Raw genomic sequence first — 17,857 nt, 5'->3', positions numbered from 1 at the left:
CAAGGACGACCCGGCGCCGACCTTGAGCCACCAACATCACTCAGATGTTTTGGGTCCTGGCTCGCGATAAGTTCATGAAGCTGTCATGTTTGACGGCGTCTCAACTGAAGATTTCCTGTGTCCTCAGAAAGTGTACGGCAGCACGAAGACCCGGCGCGTTGTCGGTTAATGTCAGCGATGCGCCATGAACGCGGGCCGCGACCTGTGCGATGCTGAGACCAAGGCCAGAACCTTCGGAATGCCGGCTCGTGTCGAGCCGAACGAAGCGCGTCACGACATACTCGCGCTGGTCAGCCGGTATACCCGGTCCCGTATCCGCCACGACGAGCGTGAACCCATTGATATCATGCCCAAGCGTCACGCGGATCGACCCGCCGGGGGGCGTATATTTGATCGCGTTGTCGAGCAGATTGGCGACGATCTGCCCCAACAGTGAACGAACGCCCCTTATGGTCACCGGCGTCGTTTCGACCGTCAGATCCAATCCACGATCATCTGCCACGGGCTCGAAAAGCTCCACGGCCTCGATGACGATTGCGGCCAGATCGACAGGACCGAACTCACTGGCCATCGTCGTCTCGGCACGGGCCAGTCTTAGCGTATCGTCGATCGTACGGAGAAGGGCGTCGAGATCGCTGCGCATATCCGATGTCGCGTCACTATGCCCCCCGCCCAGCGCCGCAAGCTCGAGCCGAGACCGGATTCGCGTCAGCGGCGTCTTCAGGTCATGAGCAAGCGCGTCCGTCGCGGTTCGCAGCGAATCCACCAGGCGTTCGATCTCCGCGAAGCCATGGTTCAGCGTCGCTGCAAGCCGGTCATATTCGTCGCCGCGCCCCGTCACGGGCAAGCGCTCGTCAAGATGTCCCGCCCGGAAACGATCGCCGGCGGTGCTGGCGGCATCGAGAAAGGCAAGCCCGCGCCGGCTGTACCAGAAGCCGAAAAGCAGGCCGATCACTCCGGTGGCGGTCAGTGACCAGGCCAGTGCCGACACATAGCGGTCGTGCAGCAGGCGGCGATCGTCCGAGAGGCTGCCGACCAGCAGTCGAAAGTCGTTAGCAAGAAGCACCGTGCGCGCGGCGACCTGTCGTTCGAACACCCTGCCGCGTGTCGTCGCGACCTGGGTTTCAAAGGTGCGATACCCGGTGCGGTCGATCTCGTCAGGCCATTTGGCAAGATTGCCCGCAACCGGCTGTCCCGACGCGTCCGTCATCAAATAGATGAAGTCGGTGACGCGCGGGCGCCCGACCGCACGCGACACCGACTGCGCGACGGCAAATGGCCCCTCACTCTGATAACGCTCGATCAGGCCTGCCGTCTCGTCGTCGACTGCCGCCTGGGCACGCGCGTCGAGCAGGCGTATCGTCTGGACATATTGAACGCTCAGGGCGATCCCCGTTGCGATGAGTGCGATCAGCGTGATCCAGAGCGCGCCGCGCAATGCGGCCGTTGAGGGCAAGCGCATCGTCAGACAGCATCCAGTCGATAGCCGGAGCCGCGCACCGTTCTGATCATCGGGACATCCTCCGGACCGTCGATCTTGGCACGCAGACGACTGACATGGACATCGACGACATTCGTCCCCGGATCGAAGTTATAATCCCAGATCGCCTCGATCAGCATCGTACGCGTCACCACCTGCCCGGCATGGCGGGTCAGATAGTCGAGCAGCTGATACTCCTTGTTGAGCAGTTCGATACGTCTGCCGTTGCGCATGGCCGTGCGGCCGAGCAGGTCGAGCGTCAACGAGCCCGTCTGCCGGGTACCTTGCGTGGCGTGCGTATCGCTGCGCCGCCGCACGATCGCCTCCAGACGGGCAACGAGTTCGCCGAACGAAAACGGCTTGGCGAGGTAATCGTCGCTGCCGGCCTGCAGCCCTGCGATCCTGTCGTCCACCTGCCCCAGCGCGGACAGAAGCAGCACCGGCGTCTGGTCACCCTTTGCGCGCAGCGACTTCAGCACCGAAAGTCCGTCGAGCCCGGGCAGGTTCCGGTCCAGAATGATCGCATCGTATTTGCCGACGATAGCGGCCGTGAGACCGTCGATGCCGGTGGCGGCATGATCCGACGCGTGTCCGAGTTCGACCAGCCCGCGGCGGACATACTCAGCGGTTTGTGCATCGTCTTCGATCAGGAGCAGCTTCAAGCGCGCGATAATCCTTTTCAGGTGTTCAGGAAGCGGACGCGTGTACCGCCCCCCGGTTCCACACGCTCAGGACTGGCCCGACGTTTCGCTGGCGATGCGCAGGTTCAGGGAGACCTGACGGCCGTCACGCACCACCTGCGTCGGGACGATCGAACCGATCCGAGCCTCTGCTACGGCCCGGGCAAGGTCGCGCCCGTTATCTACCGGCGTGGATCCGAAGCGTCGAACGACGTCGCCGCGCTGCAGGCCGGATCGGGCAGCGGCCCCGCCATCTTCGACTTCGGCGATAAGCGCGCCCTTGGTGACGTCCGAGCCCATCGCACGCGCGATGTCCGGTGACATGTCCTGCAAGGAAACGCCGATCCGCCCCCGCGACACGTGGCCGTTTTGCGCAATCTGAAGCGCGACCTTGCGCGCCATTGCGGCGGGTATCGCAAAGCCGATGCCCACGTTACCGCCCGTCGGCGAGAAGATGGCGGTGTTCACGCCGACGACCCGGCCTGCCCCATCGAACAAGGGCCCGCCCGAGTTGCCGCTGTTGATCGCAGCGTCGACCTGGAGGAAATCGTCATACGGCCCGGCCCCGATCTCACGGCCGCGGGCAGACACGATGCCGGACGTCACGGTATTGCCGAGGCCGAAGGGACTGCCGACCGCAAACACGCTATCGCCTACCCGGATATGATCGCTGTCACCCCATTTGATCGGGGTGAATCTACCCTTCCCGTCGATCTTCACCACGGCGACATCGATCTTGGGATCGCGGCCCAGGACGCGACCGGAAAACTCCCGTCCGTCCGACATCTGGACGGTGACGCGATCGGCGCCGTTGACGACATGGTTGTTCGTGATGACGATCCCGGAGGCATCGACGATGAACCCCGAGCCGAGCGATCCGCGCTGCGGGCCTTGCCGCTGCTGCGGCGCTTCGAATTGCCCGTGACGATCCTGCATGCCAAAGCCGAACAGCTGCCCCAGACGATCCGCCAGTTCGCTATCGTCTGAGCCGAACTGTGTCGGTTCGAATTGCAACGCCTGAAGAGCTGCGGGCTTGACCTGGATCTGAACGACGCTCGGTCCTACGGCCTCGACCATATCCGACAAAGAGGCGTGCACACCGGTCGACGCGACGGCAGCAGGACCGGATGCAATGAACCGGTCGGCGATATTCACGCGACCGTCGTCCGCAGCGATCGCGCCACCCGCGACGCCGGCGAGTGCGGTTGTGCCAAGCGCGACGGCGGCGATCATTGGACGTACAGTCAGGCGACGCTTGAATACCACGATCCATGTCCTTGTTCAGTTAGAAGCAGATGCTCCTTTCTGAACCCGGATGATGGGCGCAGCCTGTTTCGAACATTACATCCGTGCAATCTTTCCAGCCGGAGCGGCTATGCCCCGCGCTCGCCTGTTTCCGCCGGAGATGAGTCCGTGTCGACCGACCATATCAGGCGCAGGCGACCGCCCGCACGCCCCGGGGCTGCCCTGCCCCCTCGCGCGACGATACCCTGTGCTATCGCTGTGCGCTGACGCAGGGTCCCGCCCAGCACGTCGATCGCCCGCGCGAACCGGGCGGATACCCAGGCTGCGTCGCCGAGCGCCTGATCGTCGATGACGCCGGATTTGATACCGACGTCCGGCAAGACGACATCGTTCGGCGGATTGAGACTGACATGCCAGTCGGCGACCACCGCGTCCGCACGACGTTCCAGATCACGATAGCCCGCAATGCCAAGCCCCGTCAGGGGCGCCGCCGTCGCGCGGATCGTTCGCGCCGCCGAATCCAGCTGCACCGATGAAACGGGAATGCCGGCGATCAGCGCAACGTCCGCGATCGCCCGATCGCGCTCGCGTGCGACGCGCAGCGCATCGCCATTGCCCGCCCGCGCGATCTGCGCCGCCTCGACCGCGCCGGTCTCGGGCGAGATGCGGACCTGGTCGACATGGACATCGACCGGCCGCGACAATCGTTGGCGAAGGTCCGCAGCGAGCTTGCGATCCGCCCCCGGTTCGATCCTCGGCGTCAGCATGACCGCACGAACCCGGACCGGGTTCGCGCCATGGTCGATCTCGACCTGGCTCAGCCGCGCGCCGGGCGGAAAGTCCTCGCCCAGTGCATCGCGTACCTGCCGCTGGGCGACCGCCTCGAACGCAATGCGACGCAGACCGGCACCAAGGGGAATGGACAGGACTCCGATCGCGACCGCGAACAGCACGAGCTGCCACCCGGTATGGTGCGGCGACAGGTGGCTGCCGAACCCGTAACAGCGCGCGACGAGTGCGGCGGTCAGCGCGATGGTGATGGCATTGGTGAGGAACAACAACAGCGCGCCAGAAAAGACCACCCAGTTCCACGTCGCGATGCCGAACCCGACCACCACCAGCGGCGGCATCAGGGCGATGGCGATCGCCACGCCGACGACCGTACCCCCGCGCCCCCGGATCAGCGCATAGCCGCCTGCGATGGCCGACAGCAGGGCGACGAGCAGGTCGAACAGCGTCGGCTGCGTCCGCCCGGCGATCTCGCTCGTGATCGTCTGGACGGGGGAGAGCAGGATCAGCACGACCGACAGCGCCACCGCGATGGCCGCCCCCAGCATCAACGCGGTCGCCGCGCGGCGTATCTCGTGGAAGTCGAGCGTCGCGATGCCGAAGCCCAGCCCGATGATCGGCATCATCAGCGGCGACAGCAGCATGGCGCCGATCAGCACCGCGACCGAGGGCATCAGCAGCCCGAGCAACGAGATCGCGGCCGAAATGACGATCAGGAAGGCGTAGCGTCCCGACCACCCCGCTTCCTCGGCAATCTGTCGCAGGATGCCGTCATGGTCGACGCTTTCGGTGGCCTTGGCCATCCACGCCCGGGGGAGCGTTGCGAATTTTGCAGGGTTCAGGTGGATCGGGTCGTCTCCGTCATGGCGAAGGTCTTCGATAGACCATGGTACAGCTTCTCGCGGCATACCCACTGGCTGGCCGCATCGGCGATGAACGCGGTCGCGAACATCGGCAGCATCAGGCCGCGGCTCGCGGTCGTCTCCGACAGGATGATGACCGCGGTGAGCGGCGCGCGGACGACGCCCGCGAAATAGGCGACCATGCCGAGGATCACGATCGCGCTGGCGGGCTCGCCGGGGAAGATCTCGCGCAGCAGATTGCCGACGCCAGCGCCGACGGCGAGCGACGGCGCAAAGATCCCGCCCGGCAGGCCCGCGATCGCCGTCGCGGCGGTGGCGACCAGCTTGGCCGGCCCGAACCAGAGCGGCGCATCCACGCCGACGATCATCGCGCGCGCCGGGGCATAGCCGGTTCCCCATGTCAGCCCTGTCACGACGCCGAGTACCGCAACGACGCCCCCGCAGACACCGGCGAACGCGACGGGATGCGCGCGCGTCCATCCCGTCACGCGATTGCGGCTGACCGCCATCGCCAGGAGAATGCGCGAGAACAGCCCGCCGGTCATGCCACCCGCGATCCCTGCGACCGGCGCGACGATCAGCGCGGACAGCAGCGGCATATGCGCACCGATCGCGCCGAAATAGATATAGTCGCCCTGCACCGACTGCGCGACCATCCCGGCGATCACGATCGCGGCAAGGACGAGCAGCGTCACCCTCTGCTCATAGGCGGACGCGAGTTCCTCGATCGCGAACAGCAGCCCGGCGAGCGGCGTGTTGAACGCCGCCGCAACGCCTGCGGCACCACCGGCGATGAGGACCCCGCCCCGCAACGGCACGCGGACGAGACGATGCGTAAATCCCATGACGGCTGCCGCCAGCTGGACGGTCGGGCCTTCGCGGCCGACCGATGCGCCACCCAGTACCGCGCCGATCGTCAGCACCGCCTTGGCTGCCACCGTCCGGATCGAGATCAACGTGCCGGTCGCATCATTCGGATTGGCCTGCGCCGCGATGACTTGGGGAATCCCGGAGCCCCGCGCGAACGGCGCATAGCGACGGGTCAGCCAGACCAGCCCCATGAACGTCAGCGGCGTCGTGACCAGCGGCAACCAATGCCATGTCTTTGCAAAGTTGCTGAAAACCTCGCCCGCCCAATCGGCCGCCTCGGCAAACAGCGTCGCGACGATCCCGATCAGGATCGCCCCCGCAAGGATCGCACCCCGCGTCCGGAACTGTGTCGATCGCGGCCCGCGCGCGCGCAGCAACGCCCGATACCGCGACGGCGTCCAGCGTTTGGACGGTAAGAGACGATTGAACAGGCCAGCCATCGGGCTCTTTTAGGTCGCGGCGCCAGTTAGGCCACCCCTGACACCAAGCCGTTGAACCGGGACGAGGTGCATGGCGTCGACCCCATCTGTCAGCTGAGCGCCCTCAGAACGCGTCATGCCACACCGCAGCAGATCAAGCCGATGGTCGGCGTCGGGATGGAGGCTAAGGCAATATAGCTCGATGAACGAACCTCTGCTTCCACTGATCGGCTCCTAAAAGCGGACTGGTTGTATTCCCGCACCAAAGAGCGTTTGAAAAACCAAAGCTATTTTCACAGCATATCGTACATTACTTGATAAAACATATAGTTCAATAAGGATAATGTTTATAATTATAAATGACGAAACAAAGCACCGTTATGAACTTATATTACAATATATAGTTTGGTATGAACTACCCTACGGGCCACGAACGCGGCCTAACTCTGCCAAGAGTCGCGCTTGCAGTGGCCGGGATCAATGCGGCGACGATTTGGCATCTCTGCCGTTTGCGAGGACGTGATGCCCCCCCTAAATGGCACCAGCGCTTGGCAATGATCCAGCATGGAACGCCGCCAGCCCCGCTAACCGCCATTCCGGTCATTCCCGATGCAAAAAACCAGATGGCTTGCATCCCGTTGAATTCCCACCATCGACAGCGATTGAGTTATCGGCCGACATCTATGCGTGCCGGCCGTTCGACGGCAGCGCGATATGGAACGTTAGTATTCTTATACTAGGCTAGCAGATGGTACACGGTTCTGCATGACGCTGCATAACAACAGAGCAGCGGTCGTGCGTTCCGCTACGGGTGAACGCACAGGTCTCGCCCCGATAGCGCTGCGATCACGACGAGCGTTGCATTGTCACTGCCATCACGTTGCAGTGCGTTTTCAAGAATGCGGTCCGCCATGTCCCCGATCGCCGCGGGCATCGTCGCGAAATCGCGCGGATCAAGCGATCGTGAAACGCCGTCCGAGCATAGCAGAAGTCGATCGTTCGGCTGGACAAGTGTGGTGACGCTATCCAGCGCTACGGCCGGCGCAACGCCGAGCGCGCGCGTGACGACATTGGCTTGCGGATGACGGTCCGCCGCGGCTTCCGTCAGGACACCCGCGTCGATCATCTCCTGCACGACGCTGTGATCGTGGGTCAGTTGCTCCGCCCCGCCGCCGCGCATCAGATAGGCCCGACTGTCCCCCGCCCAGAAGATCGTCGCCTCACTGCCCTCGATCAACGCAAGCACGATCGTCGCGCCGCTGGTCGCATGCACATCGTAGATCGCGCGATTGGCATGCGACACCGCGGCGCGCACCGCTGCCGCGTTGATCGGCGCCGGATCATCCGCCAGTGCCTGCAAGACATCGACCACCGTTTCCGCGGCGGCGGCGCCGCCGCTATGGCCGCCCATGCCGTCCACGACCGCCCAGAGCCCACGGTCTGCCCGATCGAGAAGCCGATCCTCGTTGACGCTGCGCACCCGCCCGACATGGGATCGGTTTTGCGACACATAGACAGTTTCCTCAGCGGGCGACGGACCGCCGCGAGGTTTGCGTCGCAACAGGCTGGCGAGCTTCATGCGGGATCGCGGGCCATGGCCGTATCCGCGGCGTCATAGGCGAGGGCGAAGGCGCGATCGAGCGAGCCGGGTGCGGATGCCATGATCTGCCGCGTCAGGTCGGCATGACGGTCAGCGACTTCTGCCATTTGCAGGCTCGCACGACTTTTCAGCAGCGTCGCGCGGTCCGCGATCGCCGCATCGACAGATGCCGGCTCGAACGTGCCGATCGCCGCGCGCAGGCTCCCCTGCAGGCCTGCGAACGTGGCGACCAAATGCCGCTTCACGTCACGAAACGACGCCTTCAGCGCCGCCGGGCCCGACAGGAACCCGGTGGAGCCCGCGAGCAGCAGGTCGATCGCCAGCCGCTGTGTCGGCGCCCATTTGAACGGATTATTGTCCGCGCCGCTGATGGTCGTGCGCGTCAATTGATAGCGTCCGCGCGCATGGTCGCGCTCGGCCATCAGGTCGCCGATCCCCAGCACCATCTGCCGATACACCGCACCCGCCCGCCGCATGATCTCGGTCGGCTCCTCTTCGGAGAGCAGCGAACAGTCCAGCCCGGCGCCCTCGCAGAATGCCTCCAGCAACGACCCATCGCCCGGCGGTCGCGCCTCACCGGCATCGGCCCATTCGCTCGGCACCTCCACCGACGATCCCAGCGGCGGCGTCAGCACCATGGTCAGCGCGCCATCGACTTCCAGGTCGCCATGCGGGGCCTGCGTCGCGACCATCTTGAACCGGCCGAGCCTCAGCGCGCTCGGCACCGGCAGCACCACGTCGACCGCATCGGGAAACCGTTGCCCGGTATCGGCATCGAATACGCCATTCGCGCCGAGCGCCCGCAGTGTCAGCCCATCGCCGTCGACGCGCAGTTCGCAATGCGCCCGCGACAGCGCGCAATCGGGGTCGGCGATCGGCCAGTCCGCCTCGGTATCGCGACCGATACGGAGCAGACCCTCGCGGATCAGCCGCGCATCGAGCGGCTGGACCATGTCGTCTCGGTCGAAAAGCTGCAGCATGTACATCAAACGGATCCTCAGGCGGCCAGACGAGCGGACGGCACGACGCGGGTAGCGCGCATCGCGATGTCGGCCTGCGCGCCGGTCCCCGCCAGATGCGGCTCGACCGCGGCGGCGGCGCGGTTGAACGCGTCGAACGCGGCGCCGAATTCGTCGCGGCGGCGATGCGATATGCGCAGGGCGAAATCAGACTTCGCCGCCTCGTCCAGCGCCTTGCGCAGTCGGGCGAGCGGCCGGGCAACCATAGCGCCGCTCAGATAGCCGATCACCAGCACCACACCCATGATTACCAGCGACAGCACCGTCAGCAGCATCCGCGCATTGTCGATCGCAGCGTCCAGCGCGGTCCGGCGCAGCACAAGGTCGACCGTGCCGAACTCGGCCCCGGCATAGCGGATCGGCCGGACGAACCGCAGTCCTGCGCCCCTGCCCCGGTCGGGTGCCGCGGTCACGCCGGCGCCGCTGCCGATCGCCGCTTCGCCAACAGTGCGGCGATAGCGCGTGCCGATCAGCTTCGCGTCGTCTGCCGCGCGGACGATCCCGCCGGTATCGGCGACCACCATGTCGCGAATCTCCTGATCGCGCGAGGCCGAGGCCACGAAGGCCTGCAACGCGGTCCAGTCCTGCTGCTCGGGCGCGAGCCCCGCATTGTCGGCAGCCAGCACCGCGGTGTTGCCGGTGACGAACGCCGAGATCGAGCGACCCGACACGATCGCCATATGCTCAAGCGTGCGTTGCTGCCGCTCCAGGATCGACGACACACTCGCGACCAGCGCGATCGCGGTTACTGTGACGAGCGCCAGCGGGAGCTTGATCTTCAGCGGCAGGCCTCGGCGGCCGGGTGCTGCCTCGGCGGTCGCCGCGATCTCGCGGGTCAGCGCCTCGTACACCGCATGGCCGTCGGCGAACCGCTGCTCGGGCTTCTTCGCCAGCAGCTTGTCGATCACAAAACGCAGGCCCGGCGGGCAGTCCGCGGCGGAGCGCGCGATCGGCTCGACACGCTCCTGCGCGATCTGGATGGCCAGCGTCGCCAGCCCCATGCCGGGAAATGCGACCTTGCCGGTCACCATCTCGTACAGCACCACGCCCAGCGAGAAGAGGTCCGACCGCTGGTCGACGGGGATGCCGAGCGCCTGTTCCGGGCTCATATAGCGCGGCGTTCCGATCATCTGGCCGACCTGCGTGCGCGCAAGGCGTCCGTCGGTGCCGGACACGTCGATATCGCCGATCCGCGCGACGCCGAAATCGAGCAGCTTGGCGGTGCGGCCGTCCGCCGACAGCAGGATGTTCGATGGCTTCACGTCGCGGTGCACGACGCCCGCCCTGTGTGCATAGTCGAGCGCCGAGGCGAGTTGCTGACCCAACGCCAGGACGCGTTCATACGGCAGCCGGCCTTGCGCCAGCAGCAGCGTGTCGAGCGGCTGCCCCTCGATCAGCTCCATCGCGATATAGGCGACACCGTCCGCCTCACCTACATCGTAGACGGTCGCGATATTGGGATGGTTCAGCGCGCCCGCGGCGCGCGCCTCGCGCAGGAAGCGTTCGCCCAGTTCGGGGTCGCGACCATATTCCGGCTTTAGCACCTTGATCGCCACGGTGCGCCCGATCCCCGGATCGAACGCGCGGAACACGTCCGCCATCGCGCCCTCGCCCAGCCGACCGTCGATCCGGTAGCGTCCCAGCATCTCGGCCATCACTTACGCGCCTTCACGGTGGCGGCGATGCGCTCGGCACGCGTCAGGTCGCGCGCGATGACCGGGTTGCCGGGATCGAGCGCAGCGGCCCGGCGCAACAGGCCGACCGCGCGCACGACATTCCCCGAATTGAGCGCCGCCAGCCCCGTCGCGCGCGCCTGACGCGCGGCGACCCGATTGACCGTGGGTGCGGTCGGCTTCGTCACCGGCGCCGGCCTGGGCGCGGCTTGCTTCACGCGGGTGGGAGCGGCCGGCACGGGTCGCGGCTCGGATCGCCGGGGCGCCTCGATGCGCGGGGGCTCGCCTGGAATACGGAGCGTCCGGCCAGCCACGAGATCAGCAGGCTTGGCGATGTCGTTATAGCGTGCGAGCTGATACGCCTTCAGACGATTGCCCAGGAACCGCTGCGCCAGTCCCGACATCGTGTCGCCGTCCCGCGTGGTATAGGTGAAATTCGTCGGCCCCAGCAGATCCTTCGGATCGCGGTCGATCGAGTCGCGCAGCACCTGGACCGAAGGATTCATCGGATCGCGCTTCAACGCGGCGTTGATGCGCTTCTTCGCTGCACCACTATCGCCCTGATCCAGCAATAGCAGGATTGCGTCGATCTCGCTCGCCGGCGTCGTCTGCGGCGCAGGCGCCGGTTGCGGTCCCGCCTTGGGCCCATGCGAACAGGCGGTGATCGCAAGCGCGAGCGCCAGCGCGCCGGTCCGCGCGAGCTGTCGAGGAGAGAAACTCATGCGGTAAGCCTTTCGGTGATCCGGTCCCGCATCGCGTACGGGTCGATGGCCAGCAACTTCGCGAGCCCGGCGGAATCGCGTGCGAACGCGACGAACTCCGCGCCCTTCAGCGGTGGCGAGAAATAATAGCCCTGGAAATGCGTGCAGCCGTGACGCAACAGCCACTCATATTCTGCGCGTCGCTCGACCCCTTCGGCGAGCACGCGGATGCCGAGCCCGCGCCCCAGCGCGACGATGCTCTGGCAGATCGCTTGGCTGTCGCGCAGCGTATCGACGTTCGTCACGAATTCCCGGTCGATCTTGATCTTGTCGAACGCCAGCGTGCGCAGCGTGCTGAAGCTGGAATAGCCGGTGCCGAAATCGTCGATCGCGATCCGTACGCCAGCCGCCCGCAACGCGTCGAACAGCTGGGTGGCGCGCGTACCGTCGCTCATCGCGACACTCTCGGTCAATTCGATCTCCAGCGCAGCCGCCCCCAGCGAATGCCGCGCAAGCGTGCGTGCGACCAGTGCCGCCATGTCGTCGCGGTCGAGCTGATGCCCCGACACGTTCACCGCGACGCGCAGGGCGTCCAGGCCCTGTGCCTGCCATGATCGCGCCTCCCGCGCAGCGGCGTTGAGGGTCCACATCCCGATTTCATGCGCCAGCCCCATCGCCTCCATCACCGGCACGAACCGCGACGGCGAGACCTGCCCGAGGGTGGGATGAAACCAGCGGATCAGCGATTCCGCGCCCGACACCCGACCTTCCCCGGCATCGATCAACGGCTGGTATCGCATTTCCAGTTCGCCGCGCGCGATCGCCTGGCGAAGGTCCTGTTCCAAGGCATACCGCTCGCTGGCCAGGGCTGCGAGATCGAGGACAGGGCTGGCGACCGCGACCACGGCACCGGGCTGTACCGTCAGTGACGCCAACGTGCGGGACAACATCGCCTGCGCGTTCACACCCTCGGCCGGCATCCTGACCTGGCGCACGCGAATTTCGGGCAGGATTTCCCGGTCGCCGTCGATCACCACGTCGCCCAGCGCGTATCGCAGCACATCCAGTTCGGTCTGCGCGGCTTCCTCGACGACATCCGGGCCGAACCAGATCGCGACGCTGGCGCGATCGACATGGGCAATCAGTCGTTCTTCGGGCAACATCCGCGTCAGCCGGTCAACGATCGTCAGCAGCAGGCGTTCGCCCAGCGCCGGGTCAAACGCGCACAGCCGATCGAAGTCCATAAATCCGATGACACCGAGTACGCCGCGCCCGTCCGCCATCACTCGCTCGATCAACGGCTCGCGGGTCGGCAAGCCGGTAATCGCGTGGCGATGACTGGTGCGATGCTCGACAGCCTGCAGTCGATCCGCGATGGTCGCTACGCTCTGTGTGAGCCTTTCACCACGCGAGACAGTCGGAGACGTCCCGGCGAGAATTTGCAAATGCCGGATCAATCGCGATACCCGGTAATGCTGGGCAATCGAATACGCCATTGCTGCGAAAACGAGACAGACTGCGACGGACGCTATGGCGGCGACACTGCGATCGACGAACCGCCACGTGACGATAGCCGCCGCTATTGGTAGTAGCCCGATGCACCAACGCTGCGCACGCGGAATCGCCGTTGAAAACCCCATAACGACCTGAATAGCGGCCATTATCATACGGATGTGTTAATATAGCCCCGCCTGTGCGTCAGACCTGATCCCCGGACGCCACGGCATTGGTAATCAGCTCGTCGGACGGAGCGCAGCGATGCGGCAAGGCCGAATTCACCGAGGATCACATCATCGGGGCGCCGCGTAAGCATAAATCTGACGTGAAAACGCAGTTCGTGGCAGGCGTCGAGCGGTACCGCCGTTCTCGTGCCTGTTCCGAGCGACTGGACGCTATCAAAGCATCACAATCCGCTATCTGCATTCCGCGAGCACACGCCCAGACAGTCCCGGCTGGAGCCATCCGGCTGTCGGTGTTGGCGTCTTAAGTCGATTGATCGACCCAGTCCTGACGGAGCGGTGTCGACGCCAGCCACATGAGCAACGCGGCCACCAGATACAGCACGAGCCCCATGAGCATCGCATAGCGCAACGCTTCGTCGCCATAATGCGCGGCGAGACCGTCCGACAGTGCGCCGAGCGCGAAACTGCCGCCGCCAAGACCGATGAGGTTGTTGATCAGCAGGAACGTCGCCGATGCGGTGGCGCGCATATGCCCGGGTACCAGATGCTGGATCGCCGTGATGACGGGCGCGAGCCAGACATAGGCGAGCGCCTGGGGCACGAGGAAGAAGACGAACGCCGCCGTCACCGAGGACGACAGGATTCCTGCGGCAAACAGCGGCACCGCGATGACGAACGCGATCGCGGGGACGCGCGCGTACATCCGCCGATCGCGTGCCCCCAGCCGGTCGCCGAGCACGCCGCCGAGCAGAACGCCGGCAACGCCCCCCAGCAACAGCACGCCGCCGTAGAATTGCGCGGTCTCGATGAGGTCGAGCCCGAAGCTCCGCTGCATCAGCGACGGCAGCCAGAAGGCCAGGCCATAGCCCAGCATCGAACTCGCCGAGGCGCCGAACGCGAGCAGCCAGAAGCTCGGCTTGCGCACGAGAATGCCGAACACGCGGCGGACGGGCTCGCGGTCGCACGCATCGGACCTGCGAACCGGCTCGCGCACGCACAGCCGAAACACCGGCGCGAGCACCAGCCCCGCGACACCGACCACGATGAACGCGGTCCGCCAGTCGATCGACGTCGCGATATAGCCGCCGAGCATCACGCCAGCTGCCGACCCGAGCGGGATGCCGAGCGAATAGACCGCCAGCGCGCGCGCACGGCGGTCGGGCGCGAACGTGTCCGCGATCACGGCATAGGACGGCGCGACGCCCCCCGCCTCGCCAACCCCCACGCCGATCCGGAACGCGAAGAGCTGCGCAAAATTGCTGGCCACACCGCACAGGGCAGTGAACGCGCTCCACACAGCGAGCGATAGCGTGATAACCCAGGTGCGGCTCGTTCTATCGGCCAGCCACGCCAGCGGGATCGCAAGCGTCGAATAGAGCAACGCAAACGCCAGCCCGCCAAGCAGGCCCAATTGCGTGTCGGTCAATGCCAGGTCCGCCTTGATCGTCGGCGCGAGGATGCCAAGGATCTGCCGGTCGACAAAGTTGAACGTGTAGACCAGCAACAGCATGACGAGCGCCGTCACGCGGTAGCGGCGGCCCTCGCGCGGGGTCGCCGGGATATCACTCGCCATATTGTGCTCCAGTAACCGGGGGGCGATCACCCGCCCCCGGCTGCGCTCCATCAGAATTTCGCGGTGAGGGTCGCAAAGACCTGACGCGGATTGCCGTAATAAGCCGTCAGCACGCCGTCACTGCCGAGCGATGGCCGCAACGCGCCCGCCGCCGTCCGCAGATAGTCGCCGGTATCGGGGTTCTGCAGCAGGAAGTTGTAGCCCGACACGACATAGCGCTTGTTCGTCAGGTTCTTGCCGTGCACCCCGATCGAGAAGCGCACGTCGATCGTATAGACCAGGTTCGCGTCGAGCAGCGCATAGGCCGGCTGGTCGAGCAGCGGCGTGCGCAGTTCGAACTGCTGTGAATCGCTGCGATAGGACAGCGTCGTACTCGCGTCGATCGCGCCCGCGGATCCGACCGGGACATGATAGGCGAGCGTCCCGCTCGCGGTCAGGTCGGGCGTGTTCTGGAACTTGCGATTGGCGGCGACATTGATCCCGCGGGAATCGATGAAGCGCGTGTATTTGGCATCGAGATACCCGATCGTCCCCGACAGGTTGATGCGGTCGCCGGCGCCCGCAATGCCCTCCGCGACCGTCAGATTGGCCTCGCCTTCGACACCGTTGATCCGGGCGCGACCCGCATTGGTCGTGATGCCGATAAAGGTCTGGATGCCGCCGACGGTGGCACCGACCGATCCGGGGACCTGGACATCGGTATATTTGGAATGGAACCCCGCAATCGCCAGCGTCAGCCGGCGGTCGAACAGCGACGCCTTGTATCCCGCCTCATAGCTTTCGACGCTCTCGGGCCCGAACGACAGGAAATTATAGATATCCTGCCGGTCGCCACCGGCACCGGTGATGCCGTTGCCGTTGAGGTCGGGTGCCGCGGTGCCGACGCCGCGCGGGTCGAACCCGCCGCCCTTGAACCCCTTCGACCAGCTCGCATACAGCGTGTTGTTGGCATCGGGCTTGAAGCTGACGGACGCGCGCGGCGTAAACTTGGCAAAGCTCGCGGTCCCGCGGAAGTCGGTCTGTCGCGCGATCGGCGCGCTCGTGCCGCCGAAGAAGGGGGAAGCGCCCAGATATACGTTGCGCTGGATCTGCGACATGCGATCGTCCCAGGTATAGCGTCCGCCGACCGAAAGGCTGAGCATCGGCGTCACGTCGAGCGTGGCGTCACCGAAGACCGCCACCGTATTGGTCCGCACATTCCCGAAGGTCAGCGCAGTGACTGTCCCCGGCAAGCGCACGTCGAACACGGTGCGCGCCTTGGCATCGAGATAATAGAGCCCCGCCAGCATGTTGAACGGCCCGGCATCGACCAGCAGCTGCACCTCCTGGCTGAACTGCTCGTTATTGTAGAAGGCGGGGACGTCGACATCGACCGCGGGCAGCGCGTCGAAATCGATCGGCGTCGCGCTGTCGTCCTTGCGATAGCCGGTGATGCTGCGCAGGGTCAGATATGCGGCGGGCTTGAGTTCGGCGAAGAGCGACCCGCCATAGGCCTCGACCGACTGTTTCGGTGCGACCAGCCCGCCGCGGCTGTCGAACACGTCGGACAGCACCGGCGTGCGCGACACCAGCCCCGGAATCAGCCGATGCCCGCCGCGCGGGTTGCTGTCGTCCTTCGTATAGTCCCCCGACAGCCGGAAGAACGCGCTGTCGCCCGCCTCATATTGCAGCGTGCCGCGCGCACCCCAGAAATCCTTGTTGTAATTGTCCTGCCCCGTGGTGAGGTTCGTGCCGAACCCGCCGCGGCTCAGTCGCGCGACCGCGCCGCCGATCCTGAACCCCGTATCGCCGATCGGCGTGCTCGCACTGATGACACCGTCCGCCTGGTCATAGCTGCCATAGGTTGCGCGGATGCTCAGTGTCGGGTCGGGGCCGATCCGGCGGGTCACGTATTTCACCGCGCCGCCGATCGTATTGCGGCCGTAAAGCGTCCCCTGCGGCCCGCGCAGCACCTCGATCCGCTCGACGTCGTAAATGTCGAGCACCGCGGCCTGCGGCCGGTTGAGATAGACGTCGTCGAGATAGATGCCGACGCCCGCCTCGAACCCGGCGACGGGGTCCTGCTGGCCGACGCCGCGGATGAAGGCGGTCAGCGTCGAATTGGTGCCGCGCGAAGTTTCCAGCGTAACGTTCGGCGTGACAGCGGCGAGATCCGTGACGTCGAGCGCCCCCGACGCCTCGAGCAGCGCGCCCGTGAACGCGGTGATCGCGATCGGCACGTCGAGCAGCCGTTCCTCGCGGCGGCGTGCGGTGACGACGATATCGCCGTCAATCCCGGCCTCCTCGATGACGGGCCCGGCCTGAGCCGCGTCTGCTGCCGGCGCGACGGGTTGCGTCTGCGCCGACGCGGATCCCGCCAGCAACGCGCCGAGCGCAACACCGGCGTTCAACAAGATCATGACGGATTTCGGCTGTGCCACGGTGTCATCCCCTCCTGCGGCGCCCGCTTGATGCGCCCGGTATGATCCGGGTTGTGCGCCTTGGTTCCAGTCTATACTGAAACCTGAACCAGTATTCAACTTGTGTATCGAGGCAGACAGAATGGCGAAGGCGCAGGAGACGACGCCGTCAGACCCGGCGGTCATCGGCGACAGCAAGGCACCGCGGACCGAGCGTGGCCGCCGGACGATGCGTGCGATCCTGGACGCCGCCGCGATCGAGTTCGGTGACAACGGATTCCACCAGGCCTCGATCAGCGACATCACGCGCCGCGCCGGAGTCGCGCTCGGCAGCTTCTACACCTATTTCGACTCAAAGGACGCGGTGTTCCGCGCGCTCGTCCGCGACATGTCGGACCAGGTTCGCGATCATGTCGCCCCGGCGATCCTGTCCGCACCCGATCAGATCGCGGCCGAGCAGGCGGGGCTTCGCGAATTCATCAGCTTCGTCCGTGACCACAAGGAAATCTACCGGATCATCGACGAGTCCGAATTCGTCGATCCAGAGAGCTTTCGCCTCCATTATGCGACCACGGCGGACCGGATCACGCGTCGCCTGCGAAAGGCCGCGGACCGCGGCGAGGTCAAGGGCGACGTCAGCGAGGTCCATGGCTGGGCGATCATGGGAATGAACGTGTTCCTGGGGCTTCGCTACGGCGTCTGGAGTGAAGACGAGACACCAGATGAGATCGCGAAGGTCGTCGCGAAAATGCTGAAAGATGGCATCTTACGCAGCCCGGATGACCGGGCCATGTCCAAGGTCAAGACTTGATGGGCCGATTAGGTACACGACCCACAAGACGACATTCAGCCGGGGTTGCGTGT

At 65.5% G+C, this 17,857-nt stretch carries 13 protein-coding genes; 1 reads left to right on the top strand and 12 read right to left on the bottom strand.

The window, feature by feature from the left end; all coding sequences use genetic code 11:
* Positions 1-100: 100 nt before the first annotated feature.
* From J3A66_RS14265 to J3A66_RS14210, 12 genes are all read right to left on the bottom strand, one after another.
* Complete coding sequence (locus tag J3A66_RS14265) at positions 101-1,462, bottom strand: HAMP domain-containing sensor histidine kinase (protein ID WP_209569605.1); 1,362 nt, start codon at positions 1,460-1,462, stop codon at positions 101-103.
* Between the two features lie 2 nt (positions 1,463-1,464).
* Positions 1,465-2,142: a response regulator transcription factor gene (locus tag J3A66_RS14260; protein ID WP_031438913.1), complete on the bottom strand. Its 678-nt coding sequence runs from the start codon at positions 2,140-2,142 to the stop codon at positions 1,465-1,467.
* Between the two features lie 66 nt (positions 2,143-2,208).
* The gene (locus tag J3A66_RS14255) at positions 2,209-3,393 is read right to left on the bottom strand and encodes a trypsin-like peptidase domain-containing protein (RefSeq protein WP_209569603.1); all 1,185 of its coding nucleotides are present in this window, start codon (positions 3,391-3,393) and stop codon (positions 2,209-2,211) included.
* A 140-nt stretch (positions 3,394-3,533) separates the two neighbouring features.
* Complete coding sequence (locus J3A66_RS14250; RefSeq protein ID WP_209569601.1) at positions 3,534-4,997, bottom strand: DUF389 domain-containing protein; 1,464 nt, start codon at positions 4,995-4,997, stop codon at positions 3,534-3,536.
* Between the two features lie 35 nt (positions 4,998-5,032).
* Positions 5,033-6,367 carry a chloride channel protein gene (locus J3A66_RS14245; RefSeq protein WP_031393631.1) on the bottom strand — a complete coding sequence of 445 codons (1,335 nt, stop codon included), beginning with the start codon at positions 6,365-6,367 and terminating at the stop codon, positions 5,033-5,035.
* 784 nt (positions 6,368-7,151) lie between these two features.
* Complete coding sequence (locus J3A66_RS14240) at positions 7,152-7,856, bottom strand: protein phosphatase 2C domain-containing protein (protein ID WP_348634057.1); 705 nt, start codon at positions 7,854-7,856, stop codon at positions 7,152-7,154.
* Between the two features lie 65 nt (positions 7,857-7,921).
* Positions 7,922-8,932 carry a type VI secretion system-associated FHA domain protein gene (locus J3A66_RS14235; RefSeq protein WP_209569597.1) on the bottom strand — a complete coding sequence of 337 codons (1,011 nt, stop codon included), beginning with the start codon at positions 8,930-8,932 and terminating at the stop codon, positions 7,922-7,924.
* 11 nt (positions 8,933-8,943) lie between these two features.
* Positions 8,944-10,620, bottom strand: a complete 1,677-nt coding sequence (locus J3A66_RS14230; protein ID WP_245336829.1) for a serine/threonine-protein kinase — start codon at positions 10,618-10,620, stop codon at positions 8,944-8,946.
* Complete coding sequence (locus J3A66_RS14225) at positions 10,620-11,360, bottom strand: LysM domain-containing protein (protein ID WP_209569595.1); 741 nt, start codon at positions 11,358-11,360, stop codon at positions 10,620-10,622. The genes J3A66_RS14230 and J3A66_RS14225 overlap by 1 nt, the downstream gene beginning before the upstream one ends.
* Complete coding sequence (locus J3A66_RS14220; protein WP_245336828.1) at positions 11,357-12,655, bottom strand: EAL domain-containing protein; 1,299 nt, start codon at positions 12,653-12,655, stop codon at positions 11,357-11,359. The genes J3A66_RS14225 and J3A66_RS14220 overlap by 4 nt, the downstream gene beginning before the upstream one ends.
* A 667-nt stretch (positions 12,656-13,322) precedes the next feature.
* Complete coding sequence (locus J3A66_RS14215; RefSeq protein ID WP_245337082.1) at positions 13,323-14,531, bottom strand: MFS transporter; 1,209 nt, start codon at positions 14,529-14,531, stop codon at positions 13,323-13,325.
* A 113-nt stretch (positions 14,532-14,644) separates the two neighbouring features.
* Positions 14,645-16,993, bottom strand: a complete 2,349-nt coding sequence (locus J3A66_RS14210; protein ID WP_209569587.1) for a TonB-dependent receptor — start codon at positions 16,991-16,993, stop codon at positions 14,645-14,647.
* A 142-nt stretch (positions 16,994-17,135) separates the two neighbouring features.
* Here J3A66_RS14210 and J3A66_RS14205 point away from each other — a divergent pair, with 142 nt between their 5' ends.
* Entirely contained in the window at positions 17,136-17,804 is a 669-nt protein-coding gene (locus J3A66_RS14205; protein ID WP_209569586.1) for a TetR/AcrR family transcriptional regulator, read from the top strand.
* Positions 17,805-17,857: the final 53 nt, after the last annotated feature.

It is taken from the genome of Sphingomonas sp. PvP018 (genome assembly GCF_017876865.1).
GTDB classification, from domain to species: domain Bacteria; phylum Pseudomonadota; class Alphaproteobacteria; order Sphingomonadales; family Sphingomonadaceae; genus Sphingomonas; species Sphingomonas aerolata.
The sequence above is the reverse complement of the archived record's forward strand: the minus strand, read 5'-3'. Positions and strand labels throughout refer to the sequence as shown.

Excerpts from the sequence above, each read along its gene's own strand:
- J3A66_RS14215 (WP_245337082.1), bottom strand. The coding sequence starts at position 14,531 with ATGCTGTTGCTGGTCTACACGTTCAACTTTGTCGACCGGCAGATCCTT.
- J3A66_RS14230 (WP_245336829.1), bottom strand. The coding sequence starts at position 10,620 with ATGGCCGAGATGCTGGGACGCTACCGGATCGACGGTCGGCTGGGCGAG.
- J3A66_RS14265 (WP_209569605.1), bottom strand. The coding sequence starts at position 1,462 with ATGCGCTTGCCCTCAACGGCCGCATTGCGCGGCGCGCTCTGGATCACG.
- J3A66_RS14235 (WP_209569597.1), bottom strand. The coding sequence starts at position 8,932 with ATGTACATGCTGCAGCTTTTCGACCGAGACGACATGGTCCAGCCGCTC.
- J3A66_RS14225 (WP_209569595.1), bottom strand. The coding sequence starts at position 11,360 with ATGAGTTTCTCTCCTCGACAGCTCGCGCGGACCGGCGCGCTGGCGCTC.
- J3A66_RS14250 (WP_209569601.1), bottom strand. The coding sequence starts at position 4,997 with ATGGCCAAGGCCACCGAAAGCGTCGACCATGACGGCATCCTGCGACAG.
- J3A66_RS14210 (WP_209569587.1), bottom strand. The coding sequence starts at position 16,993 with ATGATCTTGTTGAACGCCGGTGTTGCGCTCGGCGCGTTGCTGGCGGGA.
- J3A66_RS14245 (WP_031393631.1), bottom strand. The coding sequence starts at position 6,367 with ATGGCTGGCCTGTTCAATCGTCTCTTACCGTCCAAACGCTGGACGCCG.
- J3A66_RS14255 (WP_209569603.1), bottom strand. The coding sequence starts at position 3,393 with ATGATCGCCGCCGTCGCGCTTGGCACAACCGCACTCGCCGGCGTCGCG.
- J3A66_RS14205 (WP_209569586.1), top strand. The coding sequence starts at position 17,136 with ATGGCGAAGGCGCAGGAGACGACGCCGTCAGACCCGGCGGTCATCGGC.